At 49.2% G+C, this 18,677-nt stretch carries 16 protein-coding genes; 11 read left to right on the top strand and 5 right to left on the bottom strand.

Annotation, left to right across the window (positions count from 1 at the left end; translation table 11 throughout):
• Nucleotides 1-69 precede the first annotated feature (69 nt).
• The 4 genes from DI44_RS14445 to DI44_RS14460 are packed head-to-tail and all read right to left on the bottom strand — an operon-like array spanning nt 70 to nt 8,057.
• Nucleotides 70-1,290, bottom strand: a complete 1,221-nt coding sequence (locus DI44_RS14445) for a TIGR02679 family protein (RefSeq protein ID WP_033024570.1) — start codon at nt 1,288-1,290, stop codon at nt 70-72.
• A complete protein-coding gene (locus DI44_RS14450) occupies nt 1,287-5,408 on the bottom strand; it encodes a TIGR02680 family protein (protein WP_033024569.1) in 4,122 nt (1,373 codons plus the stop codon). Before DI44_RS14450 ends, DI44_RS14445 begins: the two co-directional genes overlap by 4 nt.
• Complete coding sequence (locus DI44_RS14455; protein WP_033024568.1) at nt 5,368-6,564, bottom strand: TIGR02678 family protein; 1,197 nt, start codon at nt 6,562-6,564, stop codon at nt 5,368-5,370. Before DI44_RS14455 ends, DI44_RS14450 begins: the two co-directional genes overlap by 41 nt.
• Nucleotides 6,565-6,566: 2 nt before the next feature.
• On the bottom strand, nt 6,567-8,057 hold the full coding sequence (locus tag DI44_RS14460; RefSeq protein WP_033024567.1) for a TIGR02677 family protein: 1,491 nt from the start codon (nt 8,055-8,057) through the stop codon (nt 6,567-6,569).
• A 145-nt stretch (nt 8,058-8,202) separates the two neighbouring features.
• Between DI44_RS14460 and DI44_RS14465 the strand changes: the two genes are divergently transcribed.
• Nucleotides 8,203-8,850, top strand: coding sequence for a coiled-coil protein (locus DI44_RS14465; RefSeq protein WP_033024566.1), 648 nt, complete (start codon nt 8,203-8,205; stop codon nt 8,848-8,850).
• Here DI44_RS14465 and DI44_RS18570 read toward each other — a convergent pair.
• Entirely contained in the window at nt 8,847-9,209 is a 363-nt protein-coding gene (locus tag DI44_RS18570; RefSeq protein WP_128723143.1) for a hypothetical protein, read from the bottom strand. The genes DI44_RS14465 and DI44_RS18570 overlap by 4 nt on opposite strands.
• Nucleotides 9,210-9,282: 73 nt before the next feature.
• On the opposite strand from DI44_RS18570, the gene DI44_RS14475 reads away from it, so the two are divergent.
• The 10 genes from DI44_RS14475 (at nt 9,283) to DI44_RS14520 (ending at nt 18,530) form a co-directional block, all read left to right on the top strand.
• Nucleotides 9,283-10,185: a glycine betaine ABC transporter substrate-binding protein gene (locus DI44_RS14475; RefSeq protein WP_050483814.1), complete on the top strand. Its 903-nt coding sequence runs from the start codon at nt 9,283-9,285 to the stop codon at nt 10,183-10,185.
• A 16-nt stretch (nt 10,186-10,201) separates the two neighbouring features.
• Nucleotides 10,202-11,329, top strand: a complete 1,128-nt coding sequence (locus DI44_RS14480; protein ID WP_033006926.1) for a betaine/proline/choline family ABC transporter ATP-binding protein — start codon at nt 10,202-10,204, stop codon at nt 11,327-11,329.
• 224 nt (nt 11,330-11,553) lie between these two features.
• The gene (locus tag DI44_RS14485) at nt 11,554-12,183 is read left to right on the top strand and encodes an ABC transporter permease (RefSeq protein ID WP_033024563.1); all 630 of its coding nucleotides are present in this window, start codon (nt 11,554-11,556) and stop codon (nt 12,181-12,183) included.
• Nucleotides 12,184-12,525: 342 nt separating this feature from the next.
• Complete coding sequence (locus tag DI44_RS19290; RefSeq protein ID WP_206741748.1) at nt 12,526-12,897, top strand: hypothetical protein; 372 nt, start codon at nt 12,526-12,528, stop codon at nt 12,895-12,897.
• Between the two features lie 49 nt (nt 12,898-12,946).
• On the top strand, nt 12,947-13,837 hold the full coding sequence (locus DI44_RS14495; RefSeq protein ID WP_020756636.1) for a polyprenyl synthetase family protein: 891 nt from the start codon (nt 12,947-12,949) through the stop codon (nt 13,835-13,837).
• Nucleotides 13,838-13,856: 19 nt separating this feature from the next.
• Nucleotides 13,857-14,012: a competence pheromone ComX gene (gene comX / locus DI44_RS14500; protein WP_033024560.1), complete on the top strand. Its 156-nt coding sequence runs from the start codon at nt 13,857-13,859 to the stop codon at nt 14,010-14,012.
• A 6-nt stretch (nt 14,013-14,018) separates the two neighbouring features.
• Complete coding sequence (locus DI44_RS14505) at nt 14,019-16,283, top strand: ATP-binding protein (protein WP_033024559.1); 2,265 nt, start codon at nt 14,019-14,021, stop codon at nt 16,281-16,283.
• Between the two features lie 25 nt (nt 16,284-16,308).
• Nucleotides 16,309-16,980: a response regulator transcription factor gene (locus DI44_RS14510; protein WP_033024558.1), complete on the top strand. Its 672-nt coding sequence runs from the start codon at nt 16,309-16,311 to the stop codon at nt 16,978-16,980.
• A gap of 149 nt (nt 16,981-17,129) precedes the next feature.
• Complete coding sequence (locus DI44_RS14515) at nt 17,130-17,612, top strand: hypothetical protein (protein ID WP_020756630.1); 483 nt, start codon at nt 17,130-17,132, stop codon at nt 17,610-17,612.
• Between the two features lie 15 nt (nt 17,613-17,627).
• Nucleotides 17,628-18,530: a hypothetical protein gene (locus DI44_RS14520; RefSeq protein ID WP_101878866.1), complete on the top strand. Its 903-nt coding sequence runs from the start codon at nt 17,628-17,630 to the stop codon at nt 18,528-18,530.
• Nucleotides 18,531-18,677 lie beyond the last annotated feature (147 nt).

Here is an 18,677-nt window from a genome sequence, read left to right as displayed (position 1 = left end):
TCTCATGAATGTAACTTTTTAGGAAGGAGACCCGATCGCTCCGGGCTCCTTCTCTGGCTCGTGGATGGACTACCCGTTGATATCCTCTGTCAGCCTCCCGATAATTGCCTCTTGATACCCCGCTTTTTTCGTTTCCGCCATCTCCTCTTTCAGCGGCTGCAGCGGCGTCGACGTTACGGATGCGAGCTTGGCGAGGCGCTCGGGGGTGAGGTCGACGACAGGGTTGGCGGCCCTATAATCCTCGACGGAAAAGCGCCAAAGGGTGACGGCCTGTCCATACCGCTCCTGCAGCCGCTCCGCCATGGCCAATCCCTCTGGGTCGAAGTCGCCGGAGTAATACAGCTTGGCGCCTGAAGAGGCGAGAAGATCGAGCAGCTTCATCGTCGCCAAGTTCATTTGCCCGTTCGTGCTGACAAGCGGGGCGCGGGTGTCAAGCAACGTCGAAAAGACGCCCGCGTTTTCGACAATGTACACCGTCCCCCCATGGGCAGGGCGGGCGCGGACAAGCGACAGCACATCTCTAAGCGGCATGTTCAGCGCTGTGTTCGCCTCCCAGGCAGCGGAGAAAACAGGATGCGGTCCGTCCTTGGTTTCAGCAAGAATGTTGGCGCATGTGACAAAGTTCAGGATATCCTCACGGAGCAAGCCGACGGACTGGAGCAACTCGTTGACGCTCTCTACAGATGCCATGTCCCAATCCCCGGGCACGGTCGCTTGCAATGCCGAAAGCAACAATCTCCCCGGTAGCGTGGACAAATCGAACGCATGCGGGTCGCCCGCCACTTGCTGGGCAAAGAGCGGGAGGCGCATGTATGACGGGAGCGGGAGGCGGCCGAGAGCCGCGCTGACAAGGCGGATGGCCTCCTCCAGGCTGCGGCGGTCGGTTTCGTACGCCGTTTGGACGAAGCGCTGAGGGCGGACCGACTCAACCCAATGATGCTCCTCGGTCAGACGCGCAAAAAAACGATCCCGTTCCTCTTCCTCCGCCTGGCGCCGTTCTTTGTTTGAGACAAGCGGGGCGCCGAAATACTGTTCAAGCAGCTCAACAAGCCCAACGCCCGCAAACCTCGTCTGTCCGAGCTGTTTTTCAAACGCGATAAGGGAGACGCGGGAGACGTCTTTGCCGAAAAAGGCGGCCACCGCCTCCCGCTCTTCATCGGTGAACGCCTCTAAAGACACCGCGCCGCCGACGCGGCCGAGCGACTCGTACTTGTGCTTCATCTCGATAAACAGACGGCGGAAGCCCGGTTCAGAGCGGAAAAAGGCAGCCGCCTCCTTGGCCGTGCTCACGTCTCGATCGTCTCCCATTCTTTATCATTGACCATCAGCTGTTTGACGCGGCCGTTCCAACGGTAATGAATGACGGTCACAAACGACGCATTGCGCGGGCGGACGAGTTCGCAAATGGACAACGCGGGCACGGTGTCGTAGTCGCCCCAAAGCGCCTGCGAGTTCATGATGTAGTTAAAGCCGAGCTGTTCGACAAGTCCGAACAGGTTGCGGATGTTGTTTTCATCGACGCCGGCGAACGCCTCGTCGAGCGAAATGATGTACGGGGCATCATCGCCCGCTTCTTGGTAGCGCGAATACGCCGCGGCGAAAAGCGGAATGTACATCGCCATCGCCTTTTCCCCACCGCTGAATTGGTAAAAGCGGTGGTTCGTCAGCTCGCGTTTCGGCTCGTTTGTTTTTTCATAGTACAAAGTGAAGGAAAACCATTTCCGATAGTCGAGCACTTCTTTAATGATTTGATGGAGCGTGCTGCCTTGGCCGCGCTCTTCAAGCAATTCGCGGGCGCGGGCGATTTTCGAGCGGAAATGGTTCGTCACTCGCTGTAAATCTTCCTCTCTAAGCAGCCGCGGATCGAGCCGCAACAGGCGCACCAATTCTTTCGTATCGAGCTCCGCTTCCGTCTCCGCCGTTTTCGGCTTCCATTGAATGGACAGCACAAGCCCTGATGATGTGTCGAGGCCGCCCATCAGTTTATTCATATCATTCACCCACCGTTCGGCGCGCTGAATGCGGCTGCGCAAAATGCGGCCGACTGATTTTAAGATGACGTCCTCATACAGCTCGCGGTCTTGTTCTTTCATATACTCGTGCTGCAAGACGATGTCGCGCTCCACTTCCGCCAGCACCGCAAACGGCGTGGCGCGCTCGCCTTTGTAGTCGAGGTAAATGACGTGCCGTTCTTGTTTCTCCCGCCAGTCCGCGGCTTTCATGGCCATCTCATCGTCTGGGGCAGCGGCGGTCCATTCGGGCTTCGTTTGTTCTTCCAGCGGCTCGAAGGACGCCCGGTATTCGGTCAAGTTGGACGACTCTTGGAAAAAGACGGTGTTCAGCCGCGCCAGAAGCGAGGAACGCGTCTCTTTTAACACTGCTTCGTACCGTTGTTTCGCTTCTTTCGCCTGCTCCAGGAGGGAGCGGGAACGATCAAGATCCACAAGCCCAAGCGCCGCTTCACGGGCAAACGACTTTTCCCACATCGCGGCGAGCTCGCGGGCGAACGCTTCCCGCCGCGCCTCTTTTTCCCGTTCTTCGGCCAGGCGCATGAGCTGCTGTTCCGTCCGCGCCCGTTCGTTGACAAGGCGCGGAATTTCGCGGCGCAAAGACGCCAACCGTTCTTGAATGCGGGCGATTTCGGCGCGAATGTCATCCGCTCCCATTTGTGCGAGCGTCCGCTCCATCTCCGCGATTCGCAAGGCGAGCCGCTCGGTTTCATCCCGAAGTCGATTTCGTTCGCCTTTCGCCTCGTCGATCTCCGCTTCCAGCACCGCAAGCTGCTCGCGCTGCTGAGCGATCACGGCTTCGGTATGGCGCGTTTCGCGGTAAAGCACTTCGAATTCGTGCAAATGGCGGACGTACGATTTCATGGCGAGCATGGCTTGTTCGCAGCCGTCCAAGGTGAAGGCTAAATCAAGCTCAGCCGATTCGTCACGAAGCTGCTGTTTGATTTGTTTCCATTCGCGCGCAAGGAGGGCCGCTTTTTCTTCTTGCCGCTTCCATTCCCGCTCTTTGCTTTCCGCTTGGCGGCGCGCTTCTTGCGCTTCGTCAAACGCGGTGCGCACGTCGCGGTCCGCCGGGAAGGACGCCAACCAGTCGGCGAGCGCTTGAATGGCCGCTTCCACGGCCGCATGCGCCCCACGCAGACGGTCGATCTCTTGCCCCATCGCGGCGATCTCCGCTTCCAGCGCCGCGATGTTTTCAAGCCGCCACCGCTCGCGCGCCGCACGGCCAATGAACGCCGCCTTCGATCCCCGCGGTGCATGGCCGCGGACAAGGCCGAGCGAATAGCGCCCCGTTTCATCGATCGTCATGCCGCCTTCTTGGTCGGCATCGGTGATGACGATGCTTCGGAGCACTTCGTCAATCCGCTCCATTGACACAGGGGCATTGGCATCTGGGCGCAAATAATCAGCAAGCGTGTGCGCCATATGGACCGGTTTCGGAATGAGCACACGGTCGCAGGCGACGTCGATCTCGCGAGCAGTAATGAGGGCGTCAAGCAGCCCCGCGTGCGAAAGCGCCGATTCGATTCGCTCGCGCACATCGTCAGGCACATCGTCGACAAATTCCACCGCGGCATAAAGCGGGACAAACGGAATGCCTTTCTCCTCCAACGCCAACCGGGCGGCAGTGGTTTGTTCATCCCGTTCAGGCTCGGGGTCGCGTTGTTCCCGCCAACGGCGCAGTTCGGCTTCACGTTCTGCCCGTTTTTCTTCCAACAGACGGATGTCATGCTCGAGCCGCCATTTCTCATCCTTTTTCTTCCCGACGGCATCGTAATACGCTTGCACGAACGGGCGCTTCAGATCATCGAGCGAATACTGCTCATAGAGGGAGTCCATTTGTTGCAAAAACGACTGAATATCCGCTTCGGAAATGTCGACGTCTCCTTGCCCGATCCAAGCCAGCACGGCTTGTTCAAACCGCTCTTTCTCCTGCTCGAGCAGCTCTTCCCATTTCCGCTGCTGATGGCGCCATTCGTCCATTTCCCGCTGCCGTTCGCCCGCTTCGCTGCTCGCTTCCTCATAGCGCTGTTTCACCTCGTCATGCCTGCGCCAAAGGCGGGCCAGCCCTTCAAGCCGCTCGATATGGCGGTCAGCTTCCTGTTTCCAAGCGGCAAACAAAAACTCCTGCTCCTTTTGGCGATGGCGGTGAAAGTCGCCTTCGTTCGTTTCATGCAAGGAAAAGGATCCTTCGTCGGCATCCATACGCAGCTGCTCCAGCTCGTCTTCAAGCTTCCGCTCAAGGTCGTCCAACCGTGCTTCCGCTTCATCGAGGCGGCGGCGGTGCTGACGTTCCTGTCGTTCTTTTTCCGCAATCGTTTGTTCGTGACGCTTCCGCCGTTCCTCTAGGCGCTGCTGTTCAGCTTTCAGCTGTTCATACTTCTCCGCCTGCTGGAACACTTCGTGGCCGGCCAAATCGATTTCGCGCGCTCGCAGCACGTCTTCTTCGCGGCCAAGGCGGGTGATGGACTCCTCAAGCTCATCAAGCGTCGTTCGCGCCCGCTCTTCTTCATCGTGCAGGCGTTGTTGCTCGGCGGCGAGCTGTTCGGCCTGCTTGACCGCTTTTACGTATTCTGCCGCTTTTTCGGCGATCATATATTCGTTGTACAGGCGGTATTGATCGCAAAGGCGCTTCAACGCCCGCTCGTCACGCTCGAGCTGCTCAAGCTGCTGCTTGGCTTGGTCCATGTTTTCGATCGTGTCCGATAGATGGCGGAGCTCGTCATCAGTCAACGGAGGCAGCGAGCTTTCCAAAATCTCATAAATGACCGTCGGCTTAAAGTCTTTCGACAGCTTCGGACTGCGCAGTTGAATGAGCAGTTCGATCAATTCTTGAAACGCCTCGAGCGATTCAAAACGAAATACATGTTTATTCACGAGCTCCATATACTCTTTTTGCGTGTCGACGACCGTCCCGCCCGCGCCGAGCGCTGCGGCCAGCTCGCGTTTAGTGAGCGGGATTTTCTCTCCTGTTTTTTCTTTTTTATATAAGGTAAGATGATGACCGATGCGGCGGTTGTCGAAAATGACAAACCCCCAAAAGTCGAGGCTTTTTTGCCGCTTTGCCCGCAGGCCGATGCCCGTTGTGACGTATTGGTCGGATGCTTTTCGTTTGTATTCCAAAAACAAATACCCCGTTCGCTCGTCGCGGTTGACGACATCTTTTTCTCCAAGCAAGTAGTCTTCCATCCGCCGCGCCCGCGAGCCGAACGGATCGAGGCGGTCGGGCGTCTTCTTGCCGTCAAGCAGCACCGGGATCAAGCTTTGCATCGTCACCGACTTGCCCGCCCCGTTGCTCCCCCGCAACAGCAGCTTGCCGTCAGCGAAGTGAAAGTATTGCTCGTCGTAATACCAAAAGTTAATCAGTCCCGCGCGATGAAGCATCCATGGATTCGCCATGTTCCTCCCCCTCTTTTGCGTCAAAATCATCTGGATACCGTCCCGCCACCCGTCCGAGAAGCGGATAGAGAACGATCATTCCTGTGTCGCGCTCTATATCAGCCATGCGCCATTCGCAAAGCGCCGCAAGCACCTCGCGGACGAGCTCGGCGGCCGACATGTCACGGTACGTTTTCCCCCACCCCGCCCCGTAACGGCGGCGGCAATCGGCAAGCCAAGCGGAAAACTGTTCCGGCGTCAAGCGAATGCGGCCGTATTCATCCGGCGGATAGTCCTGAAGCCGCTCGCGCACCAAGGCAGAAAAATGAAGGATGATCTCCGACGTTCCTTTCTGGTCGGGAAATGTCGTGTACGGCGCCTGCCGCTCAGGCAACGTCAACATGGCGGCGTTTTTGTACAACTCGTACCGAAACGGCGTATGCGCTTCGATGTCATCGCGCAGCCGATGGCGGAAGTTGCGCAAGTAGTAAAAATCTTGCTCGTCGCCTTCCGTCCGATGCACAGCCGGGGATAAAAACAACTTCCGGTACAGGCGATGGCGCCGATAATCTTGCGGCGAGGCTTTCCACTCCTCGGCCATCAGCTCCTCAATCGATTCATACCGAAGCAAATCTTTCGGATGCGTACGCATAAAATAGCGGGCGAGCACGGGCACTTCGTACAACGCTTCTTCCTCCGCATGTTGCGCGAACGCTTCAATCTCCCCGTCCATCCGGCGGACGAGCCCGATTTGTTCCGCCGTTTTCAACACGCGGATGAGCGCGCGCCGATGCGCGTAGTTCGTCCAATCGACCGGCAAATCCCCTGGGTACATGGCGCGGATTTCTTCGCACACGTCGGAAAGCAAAAACTTGTCCTCCACCGCCTTGCCTTCCAAATACGCCATCAAGCAGCAAAACAGCGCATAATCGAGCGGCTCTTGGAACGACTCGATGCCCATCCACGGCTCGGGATCGGCGGGAATTTTCTCGAGCTTGGCGAAATAGCGGTGGACGATGAGTCGATACCCAAACTTCTCCTCCACATACCGTTTCAACACATGTTCACGCTCGCGGATGAGCTGATACAAATCCGGCTCTTGGTCGCGAATGATCCAAAACTGCTCAAACAGCGCGGCGAGCGCTTCCTTCGCCTTGTCGTCAAACGCCGTCTCCACGCTCATTCACCTCCTGCCAGCACGTGGATTTCATAGTTGGGCATTACGAGTTCCCCGTCTTCCGCCCGAAGGCAAATCGTCCCCTCTTTCGCCGCCACCTTGACCACCCACCCGTTTTCTGTCTTAATAGCTTGCCCCTCGCGCCCCATCGCCTTGGCGATCCAACCGAGCAGCGTTTTTCGTACATATGGAGTCACCTCGGGAAGGTCAGCCAGCACGATTTTCCCGTCGGTCACAAGCTGCCTAAGCGCCGCTTCCTCGCGCGCTTTTTCTTCCAAATAGCGGAGGCGCGCTTCTTCTTTCTCCCGCTCTTTATCTTCTATCGCCTGCGGCTTTTTCTTTTCCCCGTAATGGCGGACGCGCGGCTTCGTCACCCACTCAGCTGGCGGATCGTCCCATACGTCGCGGTATATGTTGTCTGTCGCCCCGAAATCGGCCACGAGATGTTTCGTATGGAAGCAGCCGAATACGACCGCTGACAGGCAGTGCGCCTCTTCAATCGATTCAAGGCGGGAAAACCAGCGCGCCAAATGCAAGTAGTCGCCTTTGCGGCTGCGAAAATGATGATGCCGCTCGCCAAGCCGCTGCACGACGCGCGTCAGACGGCGAATCGCCTCATTTGTCTGGTATTGCAAAAACGAAAGCTCGCTCTCGCGCCCGTCGCGCCCTAAAAACCATTCGCACAAGCTGCGCCACGTTTCCCATTTTTCTTCAATCTGCACAGCGCGCGGCGGCGGCGCATCGGCAAAGCGCGGGATCGACCGCTCATAGTCGACGACACGCTCGATGAACTGCCGAACCCCTTCTTCCGGCAGATCTTCAAGCAATTGTTCAATCTGCATCGACGTTTTTTGCAAGGCGACGATAAAATCGCGCAAGTACGCCGTAAACTGCTCTTTATAGACGAGAAACGACTCGGACGTCATCCGCTCTTCCAAGTTTTCACTGTGCAAATAAGCGATATAGTCAGCGGAATTTCGGATGATTTTCTTAAAATAATCGAACGTCTCTTCCCACACTTGATGCATTTCATCCGCTTGTTCTTGAAAATCAGAAGCGATGATCGCCTCCATGCGGGAAAGAGATGCATACAAACGGTCGAACCGTGTTTTCTCGAGGGACCCTCCAAACGAATCCCCGAGCTGCTCAAGGGTGCGGATCATCCGCTCGATCTCCACCGTGTACGGGCTGCATTGGTAGCGAAACCGCTTTTTCTTAAACTCTTCAATCGTCCGGACATGGGACGTCTCTTGGCGGGCGATCAAGTTGTTCCATTTGACGAGCTGGTCGAGGTCTTGCTGCAAGTCATCTTCCGTGTAATCCGCAAACTCCTCGTGCTGCTTTAAAAAGGCGTACACTTCTTCCGGAAACAAATATTGCCGCATCCGCTCGTGCTGAATGTAGAAATAGCGCAAAATCGCCCGGTAGCGGTGCGCGTTTTCCGTCGATAAATATTTTGTTTCGACAATGGGCTTCAACCACGTGGCGTCCATCTCCGTCCACCTTTGCTTCGGTTTTTTCCTACTGTTTATTGTAACGATTTTCTCCGCTCTTTTTCTAGCAAAAACCGTTTTCCTATTTTTTCTCGCCATCGGCGCGCGTTTTTTGTAAAATAGAGGGGAAAAGGAGGTGAAACGAATGGAAGCGTTGCTGCGGGAAATTTTGCATGAAGTGAAAGCGACGCGCGCGGCGGTCGAATCGCTCGAGCAACGGGTTGGCGCCTTGGAGGGGCAAGTGGCCCAGCTCAATGAACGAACAGGTGCTCTTGAAGCTCAAATGACCAAGCTGAATGAGCGCACGAGCGTTCTCGAACGCCAGGTCGCACAGCTTAACGAACGAACAAGCGCCCTTGAGCAGCAGTTCACTCAGTTGAATGAGCGGACAAGCAACCTTGAGCACCAAGTTGCTCATCTCAACGAACGCATGGGCACTATCGAACATCAAGTCGCCCAACTCAACGAACGCATGGGCACTGTCGAACATCAAGTCGCCCAACTGAACGAGCAGACGACCACGCTTGCGCAACAAATCGACTTGCTGGATGAGCGCACGAATGAAACGAAGGCGATCGTTGAAGCGCTCCGCCATGGGCAAGAAGTGCTGACCGCCAAATACGAGGCGATGGCGCACGACCTTCACCATATGAAAGGCGACCTCACCCATATCACATCCATCCTCGAAGACAAAGTGCTGCCTGCCCTCGCCGAACATGAAGCGGGACTGCACGTCTTGAACGCCCGCGTTTTCAAAACGGAAAGCACCCTTCATCGCCTTGTTCATGCCTAATGCGTTCCCCATAAAAAACGTTCCACACGGATTCCTTTTTCACCCGGCAGCCGTGGGCTGCCGTTTTTTTGTTCACGTGTCGATCCGTTCGTCTTCGCCATGGAGCCTGCCAACCTTTCGATCAACGGCGCGGGGGAATGCATAGCCAGCATGTTGATGGATAAACGGCGGGCTTGTTCGGACATCTCGAATTCGGAGCATTCTGAAGGATTCGCCAGCATTCCGGAGCATTTTTTAGGATCAAGGAGGAGAGGGCCATCATCACCGCGAGAGCAGGCGAGAGGCAAACATATCGGCTGATACCAAATTTGCCAGTTGCACCCAAATTGCGGTATCCTTTGTTTGTGACGCTTTTTCATCCCCTCCGCGTCTTGTTGCCGCCTTTTTTCATCCCCCTTTATTTGTATGACAACAGCCGAAAAAGGAGGAATTGTGTTGCGAAAATGGATCCGATCTTTGCTCGCTGTTGGGCTTGTATTTGGATTGGCTGCCTGCAACGGAACGAGCGATGCGAAAGGAAAAATTGTGATTAGCGGAAAGAAGTTTACCGAGCAGGTGATTTTGACGCATTTGTTGGCGAAATATGTAAAGGCCAACACCGATTTGGATGTGGAAGTGAAGGACAGTTTAGGCGGCGCGTTTATGTTGCAGCAGGCCATTGAAAATGGCGATGTCGACATGTATGTCGAGTACACAGGGACAGGGTATTTGAACATTTTAAAACAGCCGTACGACCCCAAAAAGACGCCCGAACAAATCTACAATGAAACGAAGAAATTATATAAGAAAAAATACAACATCGCTTGGCTCAAACCACTCGGATTTAACAACACCTACGCCTTGGCGTTGCGCAAGGATCTTGCCGAGAAACTTGGGGTGAAAACGCACTCCGATTTGGCCAAACACTCGTCCTCCCTCACCTTCGGGTCGGACGCCGAGTTTTTTGAGCGAAGCGACGGCTATGACGGGCTTGTCGATACGTACGGGTTTCAATTCAAGAAAAAAGTGACAATCGATCCGGACTTGCAATACGAAGCGGCGAAAAATGGGGAGATTGACGTCATCACGGCCTATACAACCGATGCAAGAATCAAAAAATACGATTTGGTCGTGCTTAAAGATGACAAACACTACTTCCCGCCGTACCACGCCGTGCCGATCATCCGCCAGGAAGTGCTCGATGCCAATCCGGGTCTGGAAGAGAAGCTGAACAAGTTGGCCAATATTTTAACCGATGAAAAGATGATGGAACTCAACGGCCAAGTGAACTTGGAAGGAAAACGGCCGCGCGAGGTGGCGATCGACTTCTTAAAAGCGGAAGGACTGATCGACTAGAAAGCGAGGAATGTGGATGATTCGATTTGAGAATGTGACGAAACAGTATGAGGACGGCTTTGTCGCCTTAAAAAATATGAATCTTGAAATCCGCAAAGGTGAGCTTGTCGCCTTGATCGGGCCGAGCGGGTGCGGAAAAACGACGACGATGCGGATGATCAACCGCTTGATCGAGCCGACATCGGGCAAAGTGTACATCGACGGGCAAGACATTTCCGAGCTCGACCCGGTTGAGCTGCGGCGCAACATCGGCTACGTCATCCAGCAAATCGGCTTGTTTCCGCACATGACGATCGCGGAAAACATCGCGCTCGTGCCGAAGTTGAAAAAGTGGGAAAAACACGCCTATGAAAAGCGGGTGGATGAGCTGCTTGAGCTCGTCGGATTGGATCCGGCGACGTTTAAGCACCGCTACCCGTCAGAGCTCAGCGGCGGCCAGCAGCAGCGCGTCGGCGTCGTCCGCGCCTTGGCGGCTGAACCGAATATCATTTTGATGGATGAACCGTTCAGCGCTCTTGACCCGATCAGCCGCGAGCAGCTGCAAGATGACATCGTCCGCCTGCAAGAAGAGATTCAAAAAACAATCGTCTTTGTCACCCACGATATGGATGAAGCCATTAAAATCGCCGATCGGATCGCCTTGATGAAGGACGGGGAAATCGTCCAATTTGCGACGCCCGACCAAATGCTCCGGCGGCCGGCGAACTCGTTCGTCCGCGAGTTTATCGGCGAAGACCGGCTGCGGACCCGCCAGACGGCCGTGCCGACGGCGGAAGATTTAATGTCGGCGGACGTCGCGACGATCTCGCCGCGCCGCGGTTTGGCCGAGGCATTCCGATTGATGAAAGCGAAAAAAGTCGACAGCCTGGTCGTGGTCGATAAAAAGCAGGCCTTTCTCGGCATCGTGACGCTGAAACAAATCGAGGAGCGCTATCGGGAAGAGCATTTGTTAGTCGCCGACATCGCCGATTACGATGTGACGACGTTGGCGAAAGAAGCGGACGTCACGAACGTCGCCGCTCTGTTCCAAGACCCTGATGTGCGCATCATTCCGGTGCTCGATGGCGACCGTCTTATCGGGGGGATTACGCGCTCGAGCATGATGCGCGCACTCGCGGAGTGGACGTTTCAGCAGCACGCATAACGGGCAACGGAACATGCGCAGGCAAATCACAGCCGGAAAACTCGATGCCGCAATCGCCTCGCTTGAACAACATGCCTCATGTTGAAAAGGAAAAATGGCCTCGAGCGGTTTGTCAACGGAATTCGTTCTGCTTGCGAATAAAAAGGGATGACCGTTTTTATCTGAACTTCTCACGACGAAGCAGCAGCCATCCGCTGCCGCTTTTTCCGCCAAGGAGGGATACGATGGAATTGTTGCAGACGTTGATCGAACGAAAGAATGATATTTGGATCGCCTTTCAAGAGCATGTGCTCTTATCCGCTATCGCCATGGGCATTGCGATCGTCATCGCCGTGCCGCTCGGCGTCGCATTGACGCGGCATCGCAAACTCGCCGAGCCGATCATTGGCGTGGCCGCCATCATTCAGACGATTCCGAGCCTGGCGTTGCTTGGGTTTATGCTTCCGATTTTCGGCATCGGCAAACTGCCGGCGATCATCGCGTTGACGCTGTACGCCTTGCTTCCGATTTTGCGCAACACGTACACCGGCATTCTCGGCGTCGACCCGGCGCTGGTGGACGCTGGCCGGGGGATGGGGATGACATCGCGGCAAATTTTATGGATGGTTGAACTTCCTCTCTCGCTTCCCGTCATTATGGCTGGCGTGCGCACGGCAACGGTGCTGACGATCGGCGTCGCCGCCTTGGCGACCTTCATCGGCGCTGGCGGGCTTGGCGACTTGATCGACCGCGGCTTGCGCATCGCCGACAAAAACTTGATTTTAGCCGGCGCCATCCCCGCAGCGATCTTAGCGATTGCCTTTGACTGGCTGCTGCGCAAAGTCGAAAAGAAAGTGACGCCAAAAGGGTTTTGACAGGCCACCAGATGTTGACTTCTTCCATACGCTTCAGGCAACCAACAAACACAGTGGCCCTGACGCAAAACTTCCTAAGATGGAAGCCGTCTTGAAAAAGGTGTCCTCCAACAACTATTGTTGAGCTGATTTTTCATTCAATCACCAGCCTTCTAGGCATGAATATGCCCCATTAAGGCACGCGTATTTTCACTGAAACAAGTTCCTTGGAGAATTTTCTCTCCAAGGAACAGCTCCAAGATATAAGCCACTAAACTTGAGTATGGTCTGTAGATGAGCAAATTCACTAACATAAATAACATAAATTGACAACCAAACAAAAAAGGGGTTCATCACCAAAAGATGTACTTGACTTTTAAAGATAAACATGATAGCAATGTTGCTCAAAGAGATGTGTGGTATAAAAAGGAAAAATGCTATTTTGATTGTCTTTATCATAATCGTCTTTCTTTGTCAAGTACACTTTGTGGTGAAGAGCCAAATGTGGCTCTTCACCAAAAGTTGTACTTGATTTTTTCTGAACATACTCTATTTACGCTTGTGAGGGAAAATCAACAAATCAGTGATTTTTGCACATCTTTGGGCAGGAAACCGTATTGCTTGTCAAGTACATGTTGTGGTGAAGAGCCAAAAGAACACATGGATGATGTTTTTTACCAGACTTGTCACAATCTTGGACAAGTCTTTTTATTTTTCAGGAAGGAATTTCATTGAATTTGTCCAATATTATTTGTAAATATTTGTTCAAGGTGCGATAGGATGAGTGAAAAAGAAAAAAATAGCGAAACAAATGAAAGAAATCGTGGAACAATTGGTGTCGGAACCACAACTGAAAGCGCACATGCTCGTGGCAATCGAGCAACATATGAAAGGGAGCGATTTGTTGTTTGGGCGGTTGGCTTATTTGCATTATGACTTGTTTTCGATACAAGGAGATCACTCAACATATATCGCAGCGGCTATTGAATTGATCGTGATTGCTGGGGATTTATTTGATGATATAGTCGATCAAGATCGTTTCGAGGATACAGCTATTCCTCTTCATATTGCGATCGGGTTCTTGCTGCTTGGTCAGCAAGCGATTGCGAATGTACCGATTTCTAGTAATAAAAAATTAAAGGCACTGTCATATGTTACGTCTTGCTTGTTGCAAAGTGTACACGGACAACAGCTTGATGTGGGGTGTGACGTACAAACAGAGGCAGATTATTTAAAAATGGTAGAGAAAAAATCAGGCTCTCTTGTTGCGATGGCTTGTGTCATCGGAGCATTATTAGCAGGAAAAGAGGACATCGCAGCGATTGAAACATATGCTCGCTACATCGGCATTGCAGCACAAATCGACAATGATCTTGATGCGCTATACAACTGGGATAAAAAAGCGGATATTCAAGCAAAGAAAAAGTCGCTTCCGATTTTGTATATGCTAGAAAGCAAACAAAATAACTTGTGGAAGCAGTATTTCAACAACGATATAGACTACGATCGGATGTATGTCCAAAAAGAAAAAGCACTTCAGCAAATGGAACAGGAAGGAGCGTTTTATTATGCTAAAGTGATAAGCCAGATTTACAAGGAAAAGGCTTTGCAAGAAATCGAGAAACTGGATGTAGACGATAGGTACAAATCCGTACTGAAAACAATGATTTTGTAATGTTGGAGGGAGATCTGCGATGCAAAAAATCATTCGCTTTTTAGTAGAACATCCAGAAGTCATCGAAAAATTACAAAATGGTACGGTGAGCTTGATCGGTTTAAGTGAGTTAGAGGTAAAAGCGGTTGTAAAGGTATTTAGTGAATCGACGGAGCTGCTTGGATATTGGAAGTAGGTAAAGATGAATCGAACAGTCATTGCGATGATTGTTGCTTTGATTGTAGCGCTATATTTAACCATTTTAAATGTTAGGCATCCATTGATTGGTATGGATGTAATAGAAAACAAGAATGGTGATATTATTGTTAACGATATTTACGAGTTTGGTTGGGCAAAAAAACATGGTATTCATATTAATGATCAAGTGCTGAAAGTGGATGGAAAGCCTCCGCTCTCCCATTTTACTGTCCGGGAATACAAAACAATTGAACAAGCGAAAACAATAACGATTCAGAGAGAAAATCAAATCCAAACATTGAAGGTTGACTATAAATCGCATGGAACGGAACAATGGCTGTATTATATTGCCTTACCGGCGGGTTTTTTTCTATTCGCTATTAGTTTAAGCATTTTTTTGCTTCGTCTGCGGCCGAATGACAAATCGGCAACCGTGCTGATCTATTTTTTATTATTGACAGGGATTTGTTATATCAGTGCCAGCTTATCAGCGAAATATGCGCCGTTTGGGCGGCAAATATTTAACGGTATATTTTTCATATTGCCTGCCGTCTTTTTGCATTTCGTTTATCATTATTTTGAAAAAGAAAAGAAAGTGTGGTTTGCGAAAAAAATTGTCTTTTCCCTTTATGGGTTTAACTTTTTGATGTTTGTTGTCTCACTCGAGTCTTTATCGTTTCGTTCGATAAGTGAAGCGGAAGTGCTATTGACGACATTTTTTATCAACATGGTCATCATTCTCGCTTTGTTAGGAAAAGGATTCGTTTATTTTAAAAAAGATGAACAGCGACATACGGTTAAAGGGGTGTTTTTCGCAATTGGGCTATCTGCCGCACCATTTGTTTTATTTTATGATCTCCCCGTTCTAATCATTGGAAAATGGGTACTACCAGCTGAATTAACCGTTACTTCGTTTTTTGTGTTGCCTTCCGTCTTTCTTTATTTGATTTGTACGGATCGGCTATTTCGATTGCAGTTTTCCATCAATCACTTTGTATACTATGCTCTTTTATCATTATTTCCGGCTTTTCTTGTTACATTGCTTTATGCCAAATTTGTTCATGAAGCAAGGAGATTTGCTGAACTCACTTTGTTGTTTTTACTGATTTATGTAATCAATATCCTTGTTCTCTATTCAAAAGGATATTTTGATCGAACATTAAGAACGAAGTTATATGTACAAAAAAACTTTTATCAAGAAAGTATATATCGAATCGGTGAAGCATTAAAAAAACAAAGAAATATGCAAGAAGTCATCCAATGCTTGGAAAAAGAAGTGAGGGAAGTATTAGATATAGAGAATCTGGCTTTTGTACAATTGGCGGTCCAAAATAGGCAAGCCCCTTTTCATTGCGATGAAAAAGAGTGGATGAAGTTAATCAAAAAGATGGATGGTCAACCACTTTCGATTGGAAAAATGATTGAAAATAAGCGTTTGTTTGCGGTTTTTGTAGGCTCATTCCGACAAAGTCCTTTACTATTGATAGGAAAAAAGAAACATCCCATTCCATTTCGGGCAGAACAAAAAGATTGGTTATCCACCATTGTCTATTATGCCAGCGTCACGATTGAAAATATGTTAAAAGTAGAGGATTTCATCAAAGAGTTAGACAATTTAAAGGAAAGAAGCCATTCTGTTTGGCTCACTCGTTTGATCTTTCAATGGTCGGAAAAGGAAAGAAGAAAGTTAGCCATTGACTTGCACGATACGATTCTTCAAGATTTAATTGTTTTAAAACGAAAAGTGGAGAGCTTGCGCTTTCAAAATATGCGTATGGAAGAAATGAAAAAGCAGCTAAACGACATCGAAGAAGAAATCGTAGATATGATTGATGTAACAAGAGAAACGTGCCATGAATTAAGACCGCCGTTTTTGGAACAAGTCGGATTAAGAGAAGCATTAGCCGAATTAATCAGAAGATTTCATTTGCGTTCAAATATCAAAGTGGAGTGGAATATTCATGTATCAACCAAATTAGATGAAGAACGAGAACTTGCAATATATCGGATGATCCAAGAATTATTAAACAATGCGCTGAAACATTCGCAGGCATCGTATATTCAACTAACATTGGAGACTCAAAATGAGGAAGTTCAACTTCATTATGTTGACAATGGTATAGGTATAGACATGAAAAAATTAAATCATTATGATGGAAAGCTTGGTTTGTTTGGCATAAAAGAGCGTGTGCAAGGCTTAGGTGGAACTTGCGAGATGACATCACAACTTGGCGAGGGGCTAGATATACGGATCACCATTCCATTATAAGCATAGGAAGGAGAGAAATGACTAGATGATTCACATTTTGGTTGTCGATGATCATCGCCTTGTTGGTGAAGGGACAAAGAATATGCTCGAGAGCGAACAAGATTTTCAAGTAGAACTTGTTACATCTGGCACAGAGGCGGAGCAGATGATGGAACAACGTACATATGATGTGTTTTTGCTTGATTGGCGTATGCCGGATATGAGCGGTATTGAATTGAGTAAACGAATTCTCGAAAAACAGCCAAATGCGAAAATTGTCATCTATACCGGATATGATATTGTTCCTTTTTTAAATTATTTCATTGAATCAGGCATTACAGGCTTTGTCAGTAAAACCGCATCAAGCGAGCAATTAGTGACGGCGATTCGCTGTGCGTTAAGAGATGAGGCGGTTATTCCTGTGCATGTACTGCGCCAGCTGCGGCTTTTCGAAGTGAAAGCTAGGATGGAAGAAGAGGAGGAACATATCGCGCTCGACATGTTTGAACAAAATATATTGATAGAGGTTGCCAACGGTTTAAGCAATAAAGAGATTGCAAGAAAGCACTGCATGAGCCAGCGGAGCCTAGAAAGACAGCTATCGCGTATTTTTTCAAAATTATGTGTATCTTCTCGGATAGAAGCGGTGGAAAAAGCAAAACAATTGGGACTCATTCCAGAGCATTATATGTTGTTAACGTCCTCATCGGATGGATGAGGGCGTTTTTGTCTAGTCCGCCAAAATTGGCGGGCGCACCGTCAAAAAATGGCGGGGTTCCGACACAAGTTGGCGGTGAAAAAATGATCGTTTTGATTTACATTTTATAGTATAGGAATCATAAAAAATCGAACAAGGGAGGGGATTTTATGTTCAAAAAAGGTTATTTATCTATTCTTTCGCTAGTTATGGGATTCACTTTCTTCTCAACTAATACTTTTGCAGCTACTGATATCGTTGATAATGATGCTTTAAGCAGTGCCCCTGGATACTGTGAACAAAAGGGAAATTGGACCTACAAGACAGGTTCTGGATACTACAATGATTATCGGATCGTTTCGGCAACCGTTAATGGCTTTGATACTGATTATGCGTATATTTGGGGATTTTATGCACACGACAAAAATGCCGCTCATTATGTCTACTTAAACAATAAAGATTTTACAAATCCAAGAACAGCTTATCAAATAGATGAGTTTGGCGGTATTGTGTATATTAATCAAAATACAGCACCTGGTGGTTGGAATTTTCTTAAAACCCATAAAGAGTGGAATCATATGATTGTAATTAACACATCTTTAACTACCAAGTTAGGAAATGTGGGAGCAGATGCTACAAAAATTACTTATTAATTAGGGGTGAGTGCTTTGAAGAAAAAATTTTTGATTGCTGGAGTTGCTAGTGTGGTATTAGCCGTTTCATTAGTGGTATATAATGGTACAGATATTGCTGGAAGCCAAGACAACGTGGCTCAGGCAAGCGCAAATATTCAAAAAGTAAAAGTGCAAAATACAGATGAACAAAAAACTAAAATTCAAACCTTGATGTTAAATTCTATTGATCATTATAAAACAGCAAAAGGATCGTTTGAATATTTTAGTGAATCAGGTAATTTTCATATCAGTGTAGATTATCAAACAGATCTTTCTGACAGCCCCAAATCTTATGAAAAAGTTCGCGGACTGGCTAAGGAAAATAAGAATGGTATAACTACTGCAGCTGAACCAGGCTATGAAGTGAGCGTATATGATGGAGAAAATTTGATTAATTACAATAGTGGTTCTAGTGATTATCAAACGAATAGTGTTACTAAAAGCAATGTTCCTATAAAAACTATCGTAAAAGTAGGAAAAGTGAGTGAAAAGGAACGTAATTATTTAAAAAACACGACCATCCATGAACGGATTACTACAGTAGATGGAGAAAAAGCCTACATACACAGAATAGATCCGTCCTATATGGGAATAGCGAAGACTTCTTTATTTCCAGAAGATATAGCAATGGGACTTTTAGCAGATGATGCACGATGGGATATCACAGGGCAGGAAAATATAGCAGGAGTCAAGACGGTAGTAATAGAAGGTAAACTGAATAGTGAGTATTCAAAACGATATAACGCAAAAACTTTCAAATTAAATATAGAGCCAAACACTGGAATAATGATACAAATGGAAGTTTTTGATTCCTCAGGCACCATTAAAGAATCAATAAAAACAAAAAATATTGAAATTAATAAAAGTTTAGACACCAAGTTATTCACAAGTTTTTAACAATTCTGTTTCAATGAAAGCCCACATTATAAACGAAGTAATGATGTATAAAATTTGATTAAGTCTGAAATTTTGCGTGAAAAGAAACGGCAAAAAGCGGTTTGATTTTTCCAAAACGTTCATTTGCTGGCTCTTCACCACAACATG

Origin of the sequence: Geobacillus sp. CAMR5420 (assembly GCF_000691465.1) — a bacterium.
GTDB classification, from domain to species: Bacteria; Bacillota; Bacilli; order Bacillales; family Anoxybacillaceae; genus Geobacillus; species Geobacillus thermoleovorans.
Note: the sequence above shows the minus strand (reverse complement) of the source record. Positions and strands in the feature narration are given on the sequence as shown.

Excerpts from the sequence above, each read along its gene's own strand:
- DI44_RS14465 (WP_033024566.1), top strand. The coding sequence starts at position 8,203 with ATGGAAGCGTTGCTGCGGGAAATTTTGCATGAAGTGAAAGCGACGCGC.
- DI44_RS14450 (WP_033024569.1), bottom strand. The coding sequence starts at position 5,408 with ATGGCGAATCCATGGATGCTTCATCGCGCGGGACTGATTAACTTTTGG.
- DI44_RS14505 (WP_033024559.1), top strand. The coding sequence starts at position 14,019 with ATGAATCGAACAGTCATTGCGATGATTGTTGCTTTGATTGTAGCGCTA.
- DI44_RS14480 (WP_033006926.1), top strand. The coding sequence starts at position 10,202 with ATGATTCGATTTGAGAATGTGACGAAACAGTATGAGGACGGCTTTGTC.
- DI44_RS14460 (WP_033024567.1), bottom strand. The coding sequence starts at position 8,057 with ATGGACGCCACGTGGTTGAAGCCCATTGTCGAAACAAAATATTTATCG.
- DI44_RS14515 (WP_020756630.1), top strand. The coding sequence starts at position 17,130 with ATGTTCAAAAAAGGTTATTTATCTATTCTTTCGCTAGTTATGGGATTC.
- DI44_RS18570 (WP_128723143.1), bottom strand. The coding sequence starts at position 9,209 with ATGAAAAAGCGTCACAAACAAAGGATACCGCAATTTGGGTGCAACTGG.
- DI44_RS14485 (WP_033024563.1), top strand. The coding sequence starts at position 11,554 with ATGGAATTGTTGCAGACGTTGATCGAACGAAAGAATGATATTTGGATC.
- comX (WP_033024560.1), top strand. The coding sequence starts at position 13,857 with ATGCAAAAAATCATTCGCTTTTTAGTAGAACATCCAGAAGTCATCGAA.
- DI44_RS14510 (WP_033024558.1), top strand. The coding sequence starts at position 16,309 with ATGATTCACATTTTGGTTGTCGATGATCATCGCCTTGTTGGTGAAGGG.
- DI44_RS19290 (WP_206741748.1), top strand. The coding sequence starts at position 12,526 with ATGTACTTGACTTTTAAAGATAAACATGATAGCAATGTTGCTCAAAGA.